The sequence below is a fragment of the Vibrio sp. 10N.286.52.C3 genome, from assembly GCF_041468865.1.
Classification (GTDB): Bacteria; Pseudomonadota; Gammaproteobacteria; order Enterobacterales; family Vibrionaceae; genus Vibrio; species Vibrio crassostreae_C.
On record NZ_JBFRJM010000075.1, the window covers coordinates 52,357 to 68,068 of the forward strand.

Here is a 15,712-nt window from a genome sequence, read left to right on the forward strand (position 1 = left end):
TAGCCTTTCGTGATAAATAGCTTTGAACGGTAAATAGATTTGCACGATAAACTGCTATATAATCTTGCCCCAATCAAAACTGTCTCACCCCTTTCTTAGGTGATGCACTCTTTCGATAGTAAATCACTTCAGACTGTTAATAAGGTAGATACCAATGCGTCCAAATGACCGCGCTGTAGATCAAATTCGTCCAATTAAAATTACTCGTAACTACACAGCTTATGCTGAAGGTTCTGTATTAGTTGAGTTCGGCAACACTAAAGTTCTATGTAATGCGACGGTAGAAGAAAACGTACCGCGTTGGTTAAAAGGCCAAGGAAAGGGTTGGGTAACGGCTGAATACGGCATGCTGCCACGTGCAACGCACACTCGTAACCGTCGTGAAGCGGCGAGCGGCAAGCAAGGTGGTCGTACGATGGAAATCCAACGTCTGATCGCTCGTAGCCTACGTGCTGTTGTTGACCTGAAAGTAATGGGTGAAATTATGATCACTGTCGATTGTGATGTTATCCAAGCAGACGGCGGTACTCGTACTGCTTCTATCTCAGGTGCAAGCGTTGCAATGGCTGATGCTATCAACAGCCTACTAGCAAGCGGCAAACTGAAAAAGAACCCAATGAAAGGCCACGTAGCGGCAGTTTCAGTGGGCATCGTTGGTGCACAAGCACTGTGTGACCTTGAGTACGTTGAAGACTCAGCAGCCGATACCGACATGAACGTTGTAATGACGGAAGACGGTAAGATGATTGAGATTCAAGGTACCGCAGAAGGCGAACCGTTCAGCCACGAAGAGTTGATGCAGCTTTTAGCCCTGGCGAATAAGGGCATTGCTGATATTGTTGAAGCGCAGAAGTCGGCGTTAGCAGAATAGTTTTTAGATAGCTCCTTTTTTAAGGGGCTATTTTTTTGTCTGTAAAACCTGAAAGGGTGGTACAGGGCGTAAGTTAAGTTTTATTGAATAAACGTAGAGGAAAAACATGAAAGCATATCAACGTGAATTTATTGAATTTGCACTAGAGAAAGAAGTACTTAAGTTTGGTGAGTTTACTTTAAAGTCTGGCCGCAAGAGCCCTTACTTCTTCAATGCTGGATTGTTTAATACAGGTCGTGACCTAGCGCGCTTAGGTCGCTTCTACGCAGCAGCATTGGCTGATTCTGGCATTGAGTTTGATGTACTATTTGGTCCTGCATACAAAGGTATCCCAATTGCAACGACGACAGCGGTTGCACTAGCGGATCACCACGATGTAGACACGCCCTACTGCTTCAACCGCAAAGAAGCGAAAAACCACGGTGAAGGTGGCAACCTTGTCGGTAGCGCGCTTGAAGGTCGCATCATGTTAGTGGACGACGTGATCACTGCAGGTACTGCGATTCGTGAGTCGATGGAAATCATCCAAGCAAATGGCGCTGATTTAGCGGGCGTGCTTGTTGCTATCGACCGTCAAGAGAAGGGCAAAGGCGAACTGTCTGCGATTCAAGAAGTTGAGCGTGACTTCGGTTGTGCGATTATCTCAATCGTTAGCCTGACTGACTTGGTGACTTTCCTTGAAGAGAAAGGCACCGACGCAGCGCATCTAGAATCTGTAAAAGCCTACCGCGCTCAATACGGCATCTAATACTACTCGTAATTAGACTATAGAATGCACAAGGGGCTGATGATTCATCAGCCCCTTTTCTTTTGGTTCAGTATTCATTATTTATAACGAATGCCGCGCTCCACTTCTGGGTCTTCCATGGTCTTAAAGCGCTTGTGCAGCCACATCCACTGTTCTGGTGCTCTTAAGATAATCTTCTCAAGGTAGCGGTTCATGTAGGCGGCAGCCGCTTTCTCATCTTTCTGTGGATAGTCATCTTCAATTGATTCATCGGCCATGATCTCATATTTGCCATCGGCATTTCTAAAACCAGACCCCGGAACAAGTGCACATCGGCTCGTATAAGCCAGAATACTAGTGCCTGTTGTAGTACATGCATCTTCTACAGCGAAGAAAGGCACAAACACAGACTTGTTACGACCGTAATCATGATCCGGTAGGTAGAAAAGGATCTCACCTTGACGCAGGATTCGAATCATACGCTTCACGTCTTTACGGTGAATCAGGCGGTTGCCGTTTTGAGTACGACCACGGTATTGAATGAATTCATAAGCCGGATTGTTGTGCGGGCGATAAACACCTAAACCTGAAATACCGAGAACAGCCATTGCTCGCGCAGTGATCTCTAGGTTTAAGGCATGCACACAGCATAGAAGAACACCTTTACCGTTAGCTTTGTGCGTACGCAGTGTTTGGGTGTCTTTATCTACTAGGATTCGCTTGAAACGCCACGTTGGCCAGAACCAGGTAATGCCGGTTTCGATGAGTGCCATACCGGTGTTCTTGAAGTTCTCACTGACCATAGCCGCGACTTCATCTGCAGGCTTATCTGGGAAGGCGAGTTCCAAGTTACGTGTTGCGACCGCGACGCGCTTTTTACCATAGCGAGCACCCAAAGAGCCTAACGATCGGCCTAACAGCAGTAAGAGGCGATAAGGGAGAACGTTAACGATAAGCGCCAATAACCCAAAACCGAACCATACTCCCCAGTATTTAGGGTGGAGTAACGCCAGAGTAAAAGGTGGCTTAGTAATAACGTGTTGTGCAGTGCTGTTTGTCGGAGAAGTTTTCGTCGTCATAACCATCACTTAAGATTTGATTGCTACTTAATTTGATTGTTACTTAATCTGAGCGCTTAGCAGTGCCCAATAAGCATCAAAGTTTTCTGTTGGTTGATATTTGAAGTCTGAGCGAACAAATCGATTCAAGCTGCCTTCAACTTGACCGAGCAGTTGAGCGGCTAAGATTTTCTCATCAACCGGGAATGATTTCCCTTCACGAAGCTTTCTTTCACGCAGGATCTGGCGAAGTTGCGTCTCAATGCGTTCGAAAAGTTGGTTGATGCGATCACGCAGGCGTTCATTTTCAAACATTAGAGCATGACCAGATAAAATTCGAGTCAGGCCTGGGTTACGTTCTGAGAAAACTAAGATAAGTTGTAGTACTAGGCGTATGCGCTCTAGCGTGTCTTTCTCTTCATCCAGAATACGGTTGATTCGAGACATCAACGCTTCTTCAATGAACTCGATCAGGCCTTCAAACATGCGGGCTTTGCTTGGGAAGTGGCGGTATAACGCAGCTTCAGAAACACCCACTTGCTTGGCCAACTTTACCGTTGTGATACGAGAAGCACCTTCGGTCGATTCCAACATTTGTGCGAGAGCTTGTAGGATTTCTTCACGACGGTTTGATTTTCGAGTACCAGCCATCTATTTACTTCCTTTCCTAAAGATGAGGATTGAGTGAAGAAGGATTATAAACACCATTCAATTCTGTTTCCTAGTTTTGTAAGCCCTAGGTCAACAGAATCGAGAGGTGTCAGCAGATTATCAGAGCAAATTTGTGCGTTTATACATTAATAAGCTGTTGGATCTGATCGAGGATCTGGAAACCAAGTGTGTCTTTGCTTTCCAGTGGCAGAGATTTATCGCCGCCTTTCCAATAAAGGTGCAGCTCATTGCTACTGCTATTGAAGCCTTGGCCTTCAACTGAGACGTCGTTGGCGCAGATCATATCGAGGTTCTTTCTTTCCAGTTTACCGCGTGCGTACTTCTCAACATCTTGAGTTTCTGCTGCGAAGCCGACAGTAAATGGGCGACCTTCGGTCATTGAAGCGACAGAAGCGACAATATCTGGGTTTTTAACCATTTGAATGGTCATGTCGTCTTTACCGTCGACCTTTTTAAGCTTTTGGTCTGCAATGGTCTCAGGGCGGTAATCGGCAACTGCGGCGCAGCTGATGAAAATATCGTGTTGAGAAGCGTTAGCAGTAACGGCATCAAACATCTGTTGTGCGCTGTCGACATCAATACGATTAACTTTATTTGGCGTTGCTAATGAAACAGGACCGCTGATTAGAGTCACTGTTGCGCCTTGTTTCGCGGCTGCTTCAGCCAGTGCATAGCCCATCTTGCCCGAGCTGTGGTTGGTAATGTAACGCACCGGGTCAATCGCTTCACGAGTCGGGCCTGCAGTAATAAGCACAGAACGGCCAGCAAGTGGCTTAGGTTGGAAGAAGTCTTCACAGCGGTGCACGAGCTGCATTGGCTCTAACATACGACCCATACCGACATCACCACACGCTTGCTCGCCAGCCGCTGGCCCCCAAACTTCACAACCACGACGTTTTAGTGTCGCAATGTTCTCTTGAGTCGCAGGGTGGCTGTACATTTGTTGGTTCATTGCCGGAGATACCGCAACTGGCGCATCGGTTGCTAAAACCAAAGTGGTCAGTAGGTCGTTACCCATGCCCGCTGTCATGCGCGCAATCAGATCAGCGGTTGCTGGCGCTAGTAATACCAAATCAGCCCATTTTGCGAGCTCAATGTGCCCCATGGAAGCCTCAGCAGCAGGATCAAGCAAACTATCAGACACTGGCCTTCCAGAGACGGCTTGCATGGTGAGAGGAGTAATGAACTCCTTGGCTGCATTCGTCATCACGACTTGTACTTGTGCTCCACGTTCAATTAGGCGTCGAGTCAGTTCGGCACATTTATACGCAGCGATACCACCACTAATGCCAAGTAGGATTTTTTTCCCAGCCAGGCCTTGTAGGTCAGCGTTATCCAGTTGATTAACCAATGTTTGCATGATTCTGTTCCTTAATTTCTCTGGGACTTACGATATCAGAACAAAGGATTAGTGCCTAGAAGCAGAATTAGAACAGATTTGACGCTCATCAAATTGGTGTTATCAAACTTATCAATTACATGGTTTTGCTAGTGACTCGTTTCCTTTTATCTCTATCAAAGGATCTCTGATTTCAATCTCATTAAGGTGGTGGGTCGTGTTCATGACAAGTGATTAGCTTTTATATGCCAATAGATAAAATGCCTGCTGAATCGATGCCGAGAGAAAAGTTATTGAGTCGAGGGCCTGATTCCTTGAGTGATGCGGAACTGCTCGCGATATTTCTGCGAACTGGGACACAAGGAATGAACGTGTTGGAACTTGCTGACAAGTTGATCAAAGACTTTGGCTCGCTCCGTCATCTTTTTTCAGCAACACAGGAAGAGTTTTGTGCTCATAAAGGGATGGGGCAGGCCAAATATGTTCAATTGCAGGCCGTGTTAGAGATGACACAGCGCTATCTAGCAGAGACATTATCTCGTGGGGATGCACTCACTAGCCCAAGTCATACCAAGCTTTATCTTTCGAGCATGTTGCGTGATCGCCAGCGAGAAGCCTTCTATATATTGTTCCTCGATAACCAAAATAGGGTAATAAAGGACGAGGTGATGTTTGAAGGAACCATCGATGCCGCATCGGTTTACCCGCGGGAAGTGGTTAAACGGGCACTTCATCATAATGCGGCGGCATTAATCTTAGCTCATAACCATCCTTCAGGTGTTGCTGAGCCCAGCCAAGCGGATAGGCGGATTACACGCCGATTAACCGATGCATTAGCGCTGGTGGACATCCGAGTTCTCGACCATTTTGTCGTTGGAGATGGCGAAGTTGTCTCTTTTGCAGAGCGTGGATGGATTTGAATCACATTTTAGGTTGTTAGTTGCGTTAAATCTGCTATTATTCCGCCCACATTTTTAGACCTAAAATCAGCTCTGATTACTCAAGCAAGCTGCGCTGCACAAAAAAAGATCACGAAATCCGTAAAAAGGATCTGTTCGGGTCTTGAGCAATGCGTGTCAAGTTAGTATAATGCGCGACCTTTGATAGCCTTGTATGGATTTTCCATAACGGTTTTTACCTTCTATTTTAATTGATAGAGAGGTTCGGCCACCAAGGTTGATATCGAGCTGAAACGATTGGAGAAGACATTCATGTCCCGAGTATGCCAAGTAACTGGTAAGCGTCCAGTAACGGGTAACAACCGTTCACACGCACGCAATGCTACTAAGCGCCGTTTTCTGCCGAACCTACAAACTCATCGTTTCTGGGTAGAGAGCGAAAAACGTTTTGTTAAACTACGTCTAACTGCTAAAGGCATGCGTATCATTGATAAGAAAGGCATCGATGCTGTTCTTGTTGATATCCGTGCACGTGGCGAAAACGTTTAAGAGGAATTAAGCAATGGCTAAAGGCATTCGTGAGAAAATTCGTCTAGTATCTTCTGCAGGTACTGGTCACTTCTACACAACTGATAAGAACAAGCGTAACATGCCAGGCAAATTTGAGATCAAAAAGTTTGATCCAGTAGTTCGCCAACACGTTATGTACAAAGAAGCTAAAATCAAGTAATTGATGCTTTTTTTGCTCTTCTTCAGTAGAAGAAAGAATTGAAAAACCCAGTTTAATCGCTGGGTTTTTTTATATCTAAAATTTGAGGAACTCAATTATTCTTGCTTGATATAGCCTCTGATAGATAGAAATCTGTACAACATAGAAAGTATTGCCACTTTCACGATATACTGAATGTTCAATAGGTTAGATGAGCAGAATCAGATGAGATATCGTGGACGCCGGTGGAACAACATACTCATGTTCAGTGTGATCGCTTTTATTGGCGTGTTAAACCTTCCAACATTGATCAAAGCGTACCTTATCGAGCCTGAACCGCAGGTTGATAGCCCTTATCCTTATCTCCTGAACCCAACAGCAAAGCTTCAAGCGTTACACTTTGCTAAGTGGTCTGTCATTCAACAAGATAATCAATGGGTTTACCAGTTCGAAGATACTGACTTTCCTCAAGCCACCAATGCACAAGAGCTGTCACAACGTTGGAAAGAGCTTGTGGGCACGGAAGTCGACTCACAGACCTACACAGACCTTACGCCTCGGTTAAATACACCACACACCATCGAAGTATGGTATCAAGACCAAGAAGAGCCCCAGCGTATTACCTATTATCAATTGCCTGAGTTCTGGTTGTTAAAAAACTGGAATGATCAGTGGTTGGCGGTGTCTATTGAAGAGAGCTACCTGTTTCCAAGCTTTAACGCTAACCACTCCTCTAAATCGGACGACTAACTATGCCTGAATTACCCGAAGTCGAAGTAAGCCGTATGGGGATCTCGCCTCATTTAGTTGGCGAGACCATTAAAACCCTTACTTTTCGCACGCCTAAGCTGCGTTGGGATATCCCACAAGAGTTAAAAGCATTAGAAGGGCAGGTGATTCGCTCTATCTCGCGCCGTGCAAAGTACCTATTGATTGAAACGGATACTGGCACTGCCATTGTTCACCTTGGTATGTCTGGCTCACTACGCGTTTTAGATGCTGACTTCCCAGCAGCAAAGCACGATCACGTGGATCTTAAGCTCACCAATGGCAAAGTATTGCGCTACAACGACCCTCGCCGCTTTGGCGCTTGGTTGTGGTCGGCGCCTGATGAAGTCCACTCTGTGTTGCTTGGTTCTGGCCCTGAACCACTAACCGATGACTTCAACGCTGACTACATTGCTGAGAAAGCAGAAAAGCGTAAAGTGGCCGTCAAGCAGTTCATCATGGACAACAAAGTGGTGGTTGGTGTGGGTAATATCTATGCCAATGAAGCGCTATTTGCTTCACGTATTAGCCCTTTGCGCCCTGCAAGCAAAGTGACAAAACAAGAGTGGGTCTTGTTGACCAAAGAGATCAAACAAGTGCTCGCTACCGCCATTAAACAAGGCGGTACTACCCTAAAAGATTTCGCACAAGCAGATGGCAAGCCCGGGTACTTTGCCCAAGAACTTCAGGTTTATGGTAAAGCTGGTGAAAAGTGCCCTAATTGTGAAGCTCTGATTCAAGAGCTAAAAATAGGGCAGAGGAACACGTTTTTCTGTGAAGAGTGCCAAGTATAAAAAAACTGAACTTATGTTCACTTTTTTACGCTAGTAGATAGGCAGGCTAGTAGCTACAATTACACTAATGATATGAATTGAGAATAGTAGAATGAAATATTTAGTAACTGGCGTTGCCGGGTTTATTGGCTCTGCAGTTTCAGAGCGACTATGTGCAGCAGGACATGAGGTTGTCGGTATTGATAACTTGAATGACTACTACGAAGTCTCTTTGAAACATGATCGTCTAAAGCGCATTGAGCATGGAAACCTAACCTTCATCGAGATGGATCTTGCTGATAGAGAAGGCATGGTAACGTTGTTTGCTGAACAGAAATTTGATCGTGTCATTCATTTAGCTGCACAAGCTGGCGTTCGTTACTCAATTGATAACCCGATGGCGTATGCCGATAGCAACCTTGTCGGTCACCTAGCTATTCTTGAAGGCTGTCGCCATAACAAGGTAGAGCACCTAGTTTACGCTTCATCAAGCTCAGTTTATGGCTTGAACCAGAAAATGCCATTCCACACGGCAGACAGTGTTGATCACCCGATTTCACTGTACGCCGCGACTAAGAAGTCGAATGAGTTGATGGCGCATACCTATTCTCATTTATACGACGTACCAACGACAGGTCTTCGCTTCTTTACGGTTTACGGCCCTTGGAGTCGCCCTGATATGGCGATGTTCAAGTTTGCGAATCTAATCGTAGCGGGCAAAGAAATCGACATTTATAACAACGGCGACATGATGCGTGACTTCACTTATATCGATGATATCGTTGAAGGTATTATTCGTGTTCAAGATCGTATACCAGCCAAGCAACCAGATTGGACCGTTGAGCAAGGGTCACCAGCAACCAGTTCTGCTCCGTATCGCGTGTTTAACATCGGTCATGGCAGCCCGGTTAAATTAATGGACTACATCGAAGCATTAGAAGGTGCTCTAGGTGTTGAAGCGAAAAAGAACTTCATGCCAATGCAGCCTGGTGATGTGTACGCGACTTACGCTGATACGGAAGATTTGTTTGAAGCGGTTGGCTATAAACCTCAAGTGAAGATCCAAGAAGGCGCGAAAGCTTTCGCGGATTGGTATAAAGCCTATTACTCGCTGTAGTAATTGATAAACTTTGAATAAAAAATAGCGCTCACTGAGCGCTATTTTTATAGGTAATCGCATGATTGCTTTTTAGGTATAAGTATAAGCATAAAGAGAGGGGGCAATTTAATGTGAGTGTACTTTTCCTAGACCTAGAATTTTGGTCTGAACTCTTTATCTAGTACTGCAAGGTGATAAAGGTTTGTTGATAGATTAAGTGCCATACTCTTTATTTTGTTCACAATCTTCATAAAGGCGACAGAATAGTCTTTTCTACCTTTATGTTTACGACTACCGATAATTGACGGCCGTTTACTACGCTGTAATCCAGCAGAAGAAACACCAAACATGGGGTGCTTATGAATCCAAGTATTCCTTAAGAATACATCAACTGGATAATTAAAAGTTGAACTTTGTTCGATGAAAGCTTGTGCCGCTTTGGGAGATATAGCATAGCAGGCGGTTCCTTGAGGAACTTTCAAATACTTTACAAGATGCTGTGTATCGTACTTATCAACTGAATAATGTAGTCTATTCTTACTGTCTTGTAAGCGAATAAAACCACACTGCTCAATATGCTGCTCGGCGATAGTCAAAGTATTGCGAAATATATCGATATCAATATCGGCATGATCTTCGAAGACTAAAATGGGTTCATTTAACTCTATGCATTTTTGCCAAATAAGATAATGGCTTGCATAACACCCCACTTCCCCAATTGCATGCGGTCTACCCATATTGTGTAAAAAAGCTCTATCGTGAATTCTTGTTAGTAGAGGATGTTCATCGGTTCGTGCATCCACTCCGATAAAAAACTCAAAATCAACCTGAGCATCCTTAAGGGCGTTAGCTGTTGATTTTTGCCTACAATGGTTTGCTTTTAAGGTAATACAGTATGATTTCATAAAGCTATATTGATGTGTTTATTTATACTGAACCATAGTAACACTCGCCTGGATTTTTGTAATAACGGTTCACTTATTTAGCGATTATGGTTGTGACGGGCTTCAAGAATGTTGAGGCAGTATGGCTGATTGACTATTAGTGGTTCTGTAGTGTCGGAAAGATCGTGCTCGGGGCGGATTAAATTATAGGTATTAATAAAAATAGCGCTCACTGAGCGCTATTTTTATTTTTCGGAGTAGATAAAGAGAACTACTTGGCTGTTTTTATTGTGATTTCGTCTGCTACTTTTTGTGGCACAAACTGACTAATATCCCCGCCGTGTATAGCGACTTCACGAACAATGGTTGAAGAGAGGAAAGCATATTCTTCTGAAGGGGTAAGGAACACGCTTTCAAGCCCTGGTAGTAACTTGCGGTACATGCTAGTGAGTCCAAACTCGTACTCAAAATCCATGGTTGTTCTTAGGCCTCGCACCAACACATTCGCTTGCTGCTGTTTAGCAAAATCGACCAGTAACCCCGAAAATCCTTCAACAGACACGTTAGGTAAGTGAGACACCGCATCACGTAACAACTCTACACGTTCATCTAATTCAAACATGGTTTTTTTACTTGGGCTCGCTGCTACTCCAACAGTGATATGGTCAAACATGCTAGCGGCACGAACAATGATATCAAGGTGGCCATTGGTCACCGGATCAAACGTTCCTGGATAAATAACGTGTGTGCTCATTTTAGCTGTCCTTGCTTAATGTAGTGTTCGAATTCGGTGCTTTACTAGAGTTTAAGGCCTTATCGAGTTGCTGCTTTACCATATCGAGTGTGATGTCTTTCATCAGATCATCGCCTTTAGCACGGGTTCCCCATGGAAGGTCTGCGACTGGTTTACCTTGTTGTGCTTCTACGTGCTGTTGATAAACACTCACTACGATATCGAGATCGTTGTAAGGTCCTGTTCTACGAGGATCGCTGTGCGCGTACAAGCCGATTACAGGCGTTGACTGCGTAGTTGCCAAGTGGGCTGGGCCAGTATCAGGTGCCAATACCACCGTTGCATGTTTCAGTACGGCAGTCAGTTGCTTCAAGTTCGTTTTGCCAATCAAGTTGGTTACTGGCGACTGGCATAATTTTTCGATGTCGCTACCAAGGTTAACTTCTCTTGGTGCCGGAGAACCACATAACACCACTTGCATGCCTTGTTCGACAGCATAATCAGCAATAGCTGCATATCGCTCAGTTAACCAATTGCGTGAATCTTTGCTTGCCGCTGGGGAGATAACCAAGGTCGGCTTGTCTGCCATGGTGCTAATTGCGAGTTGTTCATCTTCAGGTGTTAAAGGGATATCCCATTGAGGCTTATCGAAGGGGACACCAATGTAGCGAGCAAATTCGGCAAAGTTATCCAACACATGAAACTTATCTGAAATAGGTAGATGGTGGTTGGTAAAGAGTGACTGCATTTCACGAGTACGGTTTTTGCCAAATCCCACTTTGCACTTCGCCTTTATCCCCCAAGATAGCACGCTGGCTCTGAGTGCGGCTTGCATATGCAGAAGTGCATCAAATTTACGATCAGATAGCTGACGCCATAATTCACGCATTCCTTTGAAGCCTTGTTTCTTATCGAAAACAATCACCTCAATACCGGGTAGATTACCGATCAGCATGGCTTCTATTTTGCCCGTTATCCAAGTGATTTTCGTTTCAGGCCACTGCTTCTGGATGGCTTGAACCACAGAAATAGCATGACAAACATCGCCAATCGCGGAGAGGCGAAGTATGCAAAGAGATTGAGGTGCAGTTGAGAACAGTGACATAAAGTGCCCGAAAAAAGTGAATAACATCAGAATTATGCAGATACTCGCATTAGTTGTAAAATAGCAATGACGAAAAGCGACCCAAAGGCCTCATAGATGGAAACGATTAGCACCAAGAACCAAACAATTTGGTACGACCCTGAACTTTTGGCTCAGGTACCAGAGGGCGATATTGCTCAGATTTTTGAGGCTGAATATTGGCAGCAACAAGACGCCATTTCAGGCAGTGCTCAAGGACGCGGTACCACATGGTTCATTCAGCTTGATGGAATACAGGCCGCATTGCGCCATTATCGCCGTGGCGGATTGTTTGGGAAGCTAGTCGAAGACCGATATCGTTTCTCTGATTGGGAGAGTACTCGCTGCGCTATGGAGCTTAATGTCCTAAAGATATTGGCAAACGCAGGTGTGAATGTACCGAAGCCTATTGCTGCTAGAGCCATTAAAAGCGGACTACTTTATCGAGCGGACTTAATGTCTGAACGAATTCCCAATGCCAAAGATCTGGTTGATGTCTTGGTCAATGGCCCGATAGATGCGGATGTTTATCGTCGAATTGGCCAAGAGGTACGCAAGATGCACGATGCTGGGGTTAATCATACCGATCTCAACATTCATAATATCCTGCTTGATGACTCGCAAAGGGTGTGGATTATTGACTTTGATAAGTGTGGTCAGCAAGCGGGTGATGACTGGAAAGAAGGCAACTTGAATCGCTTAAAGCGCTCGTTCTTAAAAGAAGTGAACAAGCGCCAGATTCAATGGCAAGAGTCGGATTGGGAGCCGATATTAAAGGGTTATCAAGGTTAGATGTTAAAGGGCTACCAAGGCTAATTAGGTCAAATAGTTGTTAGCTAAGAATGTATTCCAAGGTTTTATCCAACGCCCCTCGGTTCTGCTCAACTACTTGATAAGCCGCTAAGCCTTTAGTTTTGCGCAGCTCTGATTGTTTGAACAGTCGTTGGAGTTGGCCTGCGATATCTTGGCTATCTTGACATATAACCACGGCATTGGCTTCCAGTAGCTTGTCTGAGATCTCGCTGAAGTTAAAGTAGCTAGGACCATTCAATAAAGGTAGTTGTAGGGCTGCTGGTTCTAGAAGATTGTGGCCACCTACCTTATCGCCTACAAGGCTTCCTCCCATAAAACACACATCAGCACCACCGAGTAAGGTCAACATTTCTCCCATCGTATCAGCAATATACACTTCAACATCAGAGGCGATAGGTTGTTGACTTGTTCGAGTGATGGTGTTGAATTCTTGCTGTTTAGCCAGTTCCGTCACTTGGCTGAATCGTTCAGGGTGACGAGGCACAATCATCAGCAAGGTATTTGGATTGTCTTTAAGGAGCTGTTTATGAGCGTCTAAGATAATTTCATCTTCGCCTTGATGAGTGCTGGCTGCTATCCACACACAGCGTTCAAAGCCAATTTGTTCACGTAACGCTTTGCCTTTTGATACTTGTTCAGCTGAAACTTCAATATCAAACTTGATCGACCCAGTCACATGCACAGATGCTTTATCTAACCCTAATCGTATAAAACGCTCAGCATCACTTGGGTATTGGCAAAGTACTTGAGAGAGATTTTTGGCTAAGAGATCAAAAACGGCTTGGAATTTAGCATAACGCTGGCACGAGCGTTCAGATAGGCGAGCGTTGAGTACCGAAATGGGGATTCCAGCTTTCGCGACGCAGTGCAGTGTGTTTGGCCATAACTCGGTTTCCATGATTAGCATCTGTTTAGGCTGAACAGTCTTCAAAAAACCTCGAATACACCAAGAAAAATCAATCGGCATGTAGCGATGCTCGACTAAATCACCGAGTTTTTCTATCTGCTCTGCACCCGTGCTGGTTGTCGTGGTAACGATAATGGCTTGGTTTGGATTGCGTCGCTTCAGTTGCTTTATGATCGGTACGGCGGCAATCGATTCACCAACCGATACTGCGTGAATCCAGATAGGATTCTTACCTTGAGTTTGCGGTGTGATCCCGAAATGTTCTTTCCAACGCTGACCAAAACTTGGCTTTCCAGGTTTGCTCTTATAAAGCCCATACAGCAGTAGCGGAGAAGCTAATGACAATATGAGAGTATAGATAAGTCGTATAAGCATAAGAACAGTGACACCAGAAGGCAAAATCAATATTCAGAAGAGTATTTTCTTCAATCTCGAAAGTAAAGAGCGTTATAATTAAATGCTTAGTTGCGCTTTCAAACGGACATGGTGAATTTTATCTCATCGCTTATGCAAACCGATCAAACCTATCGTTTCTTGCTCTATGTCGAGCAAAATTATTCATTTGCTATTCTTCGCCCATTCTATGATTACGCGAAGCAACTCGGCCATGAGGTTAAGTGGTTGCTTGTTGGTGAAGACGCTTCTGAACATCTTTTACTGGATCAAGAGCAGAGCGTCTCTTTGACAGAAGCTATTGCCTTTAATCCTTCTGCCGTTCTAGTGCCCGGCGATCGTGTTCCAGCGTTTATTCCAGGGTTGAAGGTACAAGTATTTCATGGTTTGAACGAGAGCAAACGTGGGAACTTATACCCTGAACGTGGTCTATTTGATTTGTATTGCACCGAAGGCCATGAAAGAACAAGCTCGCTTGAGCCGCTAGCTAAGCAGCGCGGCTATTTTCAAGTTAAAGAGACCGGGTGGCTGAAGCTCGATAGCTTGTTTAATTATCAAACCAGTGACAAGCATTTTGAAAGACCTCAAATTCTATTCGCTTCCACTTTTTCGCCAAGTTTATCCTGTGCTGAATTGGTTTATGAAGAGCTTAAGCGCCTAAGCAAACTGAGCCAGTGGCAATGGTTAGTCACACTGCACCCTAAAATGAAGCAAGAGACACGAGAAAAATACCAGGCGTTGGAAGGGGACAACCTTCTGTTCTTCGACAATGATCGAGTGATTGAAATGCAGCATCGTGCTGATGTGATGGTATGTGACAACTCATCGATCTTTCAGGAGTTTTTGTTGCTCAATAAGCCGGTTGTTACGGTAAATAACCGAGAGCCTCAAGCGAGCTTCATCAATATTACCCAAGCAGAGCAGTTAGAATCAGCAATTCAACAAGCTATGCTGCCTGATGAAACAAGAGATAAAGCCATTGCTAATTATGGTCCGTCAATAACGCCATATTTAGATGGGCAATCCTCAGCGAGAGTTCTGAGTGCTATTACTGATGTGCTAGAAAGCGGCTGGCAAGATAACAAGCCAAAAAATTGGATTCGTAACTTTAAAATCCGTAAATCATTAAACTATTGGAAATTCTAGGGCTGAATAATGAGAAAACATACCCTGTCTGTCATTGTTATTACCAAGAATGAAGAAGACCGCATTGAAACTTGCCTTAAATCTGTCGTTGATATTGCCGATGAGCTGATCGTTTTAGACAGTGGTTCAACAGACGCAACTGTTGAGATATGCCAAAAATACACAGACAACGTGACGATTACAGACTGGCCGGGCTTTGGTAAACAAAAGCAACGAGCGTTAGATAAAGCGACATGTGATTGGGTGTTATCAATCGATGCTGATGAAGCGTTAGATGAAGAGATGGGTAATGCTCTAGTTGAACTATTAAAACAAGATCAAATCAAACACACTGCGTATAAACTTCCTTGGGGAGTAACTTTGTATGGCACGACTCTAAAACATGGCCGCAGTGCTCGTGCAGTGTTAAGACTGTTTAAGAGAGAAGGCTCTCGATATACGTTAGACGAGGTTCACGAGACCGTCGTTCCGGAGCAAGGCTCTACAGGGATATTGAAGGGATTTCTTCTTCATTACACCCATCGCGATTATGGTCACGGCCTAGATAAAGCAGCGCAGTACGCTTGGCTTGGTTCTCAAAAATATCACCGTAAAGGTAAGAAATCACATGGCCTATTCCTCGCTCTACTACGAGCGATATGGACGTTCTTCCTTGTGTATATTATCCGCCGTGGCTTTATGGATGGCAGTGTCGGTTTCATTATGGCTATGACTTACGCTCAAGTGAATTTCAATAAATATGTTGGCTTGTGGATTCTAGAAAACCGTTCAGAAGACCAAGCCAAATAGGAACCGATA

The 15,712-nt window shown here is 44.5% G+C and carries 18 protein-coding genes; 11 read left to right on the forward strand and 7 right to left on the reverse strand.

Going from position 1 to position 15,712, the window contains the following annotated elements; all coding sequences use genetic code 11:
* The first annotated feature begins 154 nt into the window (after positions 1-154).
* Both rph and pyrE read left to right on the forward strand, forming a co-directional pair.
* Complete coding sequence (gene rph, locus AB4138_RS21735) at positions 155-871, forward strand: ribonuclease PH (RefSeq protein WP_019826449.1); 717 nt, start codon at positions 155-157, stop codon at positions 869-871.
* 106 nt (positions 872-977) lie between these two features.
* Entirely contained in the window at positions 978-1,619 is a 642-nt protein-coding gene (gene pyrE, locus AB4138_RS21740) for an orotate phosphoribosyltransferase (RefSeq protein ID WP_017059267.1), read from the forward strand.
* Between the two features lie 77 nt (positions 1,620-1,696).
* On the opposite strand, the gene lpxL is transcribed toward pyrE, so the two are convergent.
* The 3 genes from lpxL to coaBC all read right to left on the reverse strand — a co-directional run bounded on the left by lpxL (position 1,697) and on the right by coaBC (position 4,688).
* Entirely contained in the window at positions 1,697-2,677 is a 981-nt protein-coding gene (lpxL, locus tag AB4138_RS21745; RefSeq protein ID WP_017059266.1) for an LpxL/LpxP family Kdo(2)-lipid IV(A) lauroyl/palmitoleoyl acyltransferase, read from the reverse strand.
* Between the two features lie 39 nt (positions 2,678-2,716).
* Positions 2,717-3,307, reverse strand: a complete 591-nt coding sequence (gene slmA, locus AB4138_RS21750; protein ID WP_004741428.1) for a nucleoid occlusion factor SlmA — start codon at positions 3,305-3,307, stop codon at positions 2,717-2,719.
* 139 nt (positions 3,308-3,446) lie between these two features.
* Positions 3,447-4,688, reverse strand: a complete 1,242-nt coding sequence (coaBC, locus tag AB4138_RS21755; RefSeq protein WP_065584549.1) for a bifunctional phosphopantothenoylcysteine decarboxylase/phosphopantothenate--cysteine ligase CoaBC — start codon at positions 4,686-4,688, stop codon at positions 3,447-3,449.
* Positions 4,689-4,912: 224 nt separating this feature from the next.
* Between coaBC and radC the strand changes: the two genes are divergently transcribed.
* The 6 genes from radC to AB4138_RS21785 all read left to right on the forward strand — a co-directional run bounded on the left by radC (position 4,913) and on the right by AB4138_RS21785 (position 8,933).
* A complete protein-coding gene (gene radC, locus AB4138_RS21760; RefSeq protein WP_048607667.1) occupies positions 4,913-5,587 on the forward strand; it encodes a DNA repair protein RadC in 675 nt (224 codons plus the stop codon).
* 291 nt (positions 5,588-5,878) lie between these two features.
* The gene (gene rpmB / locus AB4138_RS21765; RefSeq protein ID WP_004728407.1) at positions 5,879-6,115 is read left to right on the forward strand and encodes a 50S ribosomal protein L28; all 237 of its coding nucleotides are present in this window, start codon (positions 5,879-5,881) and stop codon (positions 6,113-6,115) included.
* 13 nt (positions 6,116-6,128) lie between these two features.
* Positions 6,129-6,296 carry a 50S ribosomal protein L33 gene (rpmG, locus tag AB4138_RS21770; RefSeq protein WP_002535344.1) on the forward strand — a complete coding sequence of 56 codons (168 nt, stop codon included), beginning with the start codon at positions 6,129-6,131 and terminating at the stop codon, positions 6,294-6,296.
* Between the two features lie 204 nt (positions 6,297-6,500).
* The gene (locus tag AB4138_RS21775) at positions 6,501-7,025 is read left to right on the forward strand and encodes a hypothetical protein (protein WP_032546317.1); all 525 of its coding nucleotides are present in this window, start codon (positions 6,501-6,503) and stop codon (positions 7,023-7,025) included.
* Positions 7,026-7,027: 2 nt separating this feature from the next.
* The gene (gene mutM, locus AB4138_RS21780) at positions 7,028-7,837 is read left to right on the forward strand and encodes a bifunctional DNA-formamidopyrimidine glycosylase/DNA-(apurinic or apyrimidinic site) lyase (RefSeq protein WP_372131245.1); all 810 of its coding nucleotides are present in this window, start codon (positions 7,028-7,030) and stop codon (positions 7,835-7,837) included.
* Between the two features lie 91 nt (positions 7,838-7,928).
* Positions 7,929-8,933: an NAD-dependent epimerase gene (locus tag AB4138_RS21785; RefSeq protein ID WP_372131243.1), complete on the forward strand. Its 1,005-nt coding sequence runs from the start codon at positions 7,929-7,931 to the stop codon at positions 8,931-8,933.
* 134 nt (positions 8,934-9,067) lie between these two features.
* Here the strand turns inward: AB4138_RS21785 and AB4138_RS21790 are convergent, their stop codons facing one another.
* From AB4138_RS21790 to AB4138_RS21800, 3 genes are all read right to left on the reverse strand, one after another.
* The gene (locus tag AB4138_RS21790; protein WP_016792613.1) at positions 9,068-9,820 is read right to left on the reverse strand and encodes a glycosyltransferase family 25 protein; all 753 of its coding nucleotides are present in this window, start codon (positions 9,818-9,820) and stop codon (positions 9,068-9,070) included.
* A gap of 250 nt (positions 9,821-10,070) precedes the next feature.
* Positions 10,071-10,553 carry a pantetheine-phosphate adenylyltransferase gene (gene coaD, locus AB4138_RS21795; protein WP_017063092.1) on the reverse strand — a complete coding sequence of 161 codons (483 nt, stop codon included), beginning with the start codon at positions 10,551-10,553 and terminating at the stop codon, positions 10,071-10,073.
* A gap of 1 nt (position 10,554) precedes the next feature.
* On the reverse strand, positions 10,555-11,637 hold the full coding sequence (locus AB4138_RS21800; RefSeq protein WP_372307652.1) for a glycosyltransferase family 9 protein: 1,083 nt from the start codon (positions 11,635-11,637) through the stop codon (positions 10,555-10,557).
* Between the two features lie 96 nt (positions 11,638-11,733).
* On the opposite strand from AB4138_RS21800, the gene AB4138_RS21805 reads away from it, so the two are divergent.
* Positions 11,734-12,447: a 3-deoxy-D-manno-octulosonic acid kinase gene (locus AB4138_RS21805; protein WP_372307654.1), complete on the forward strand. Its 714-nt coding sequence runs from the start codon at positions 11,734-11,736 to the stop codon at positions 12,445-12,447.
* A gap of 40 nt (positions 12,448-12,487) precedes the next feature.
* On the opposite strand, the gene waaA is transcribed toward AB4138_RS21805, so the two are convergent.
* The gene (gene waaA / locus AB4138_RS21810; protein WP_372129183.1) at positions 12,488-13,750 is read right to left on the reverse strand and encodes a lipid IV(A) 3-deoxy-D-manno-octulosonic acid transferase; all 1,263 of its coding nucleotides are present in this window, start codon (positions 13,748-13,750) and stop codon (positions 12,488-12,490) included.
* 132 nt (positions 13,751-13,882) lie between these two features.
* Between waaA and AB4138_RS21815 the strand changes: the two genes are divergently transcribed.
* Together AB4138_RS21815 and AB4138_RS21820 are read left to right on the forward strand one after the other, a co-directional pair.
* Positions 13,883-14,914, forward strand: a complete 1,032-nt coding sequence (locus AB4138_RS21815; protein WP_372307658.1) for a UDP-N-acetylglucosamine 2-epimerase — start codon at positions 13,883-13,885, stop codon at positions 14,912-14,914.
* Positions 14,915-14,923: 9 nt separating this feature from the next.
* Positions 14,924-15,703, forward strand: coding sequence for a glycosyltransferase family 2 protein (locus AB4138_RS21820; RefSeq protein ID WP_372307661.1), 780 nt, complete (start codon positions 14,924-14,926; stop codon positions 15,701-15,703).
* Positions 15,704-15,712: the final 9 nt, after the last annotated feature.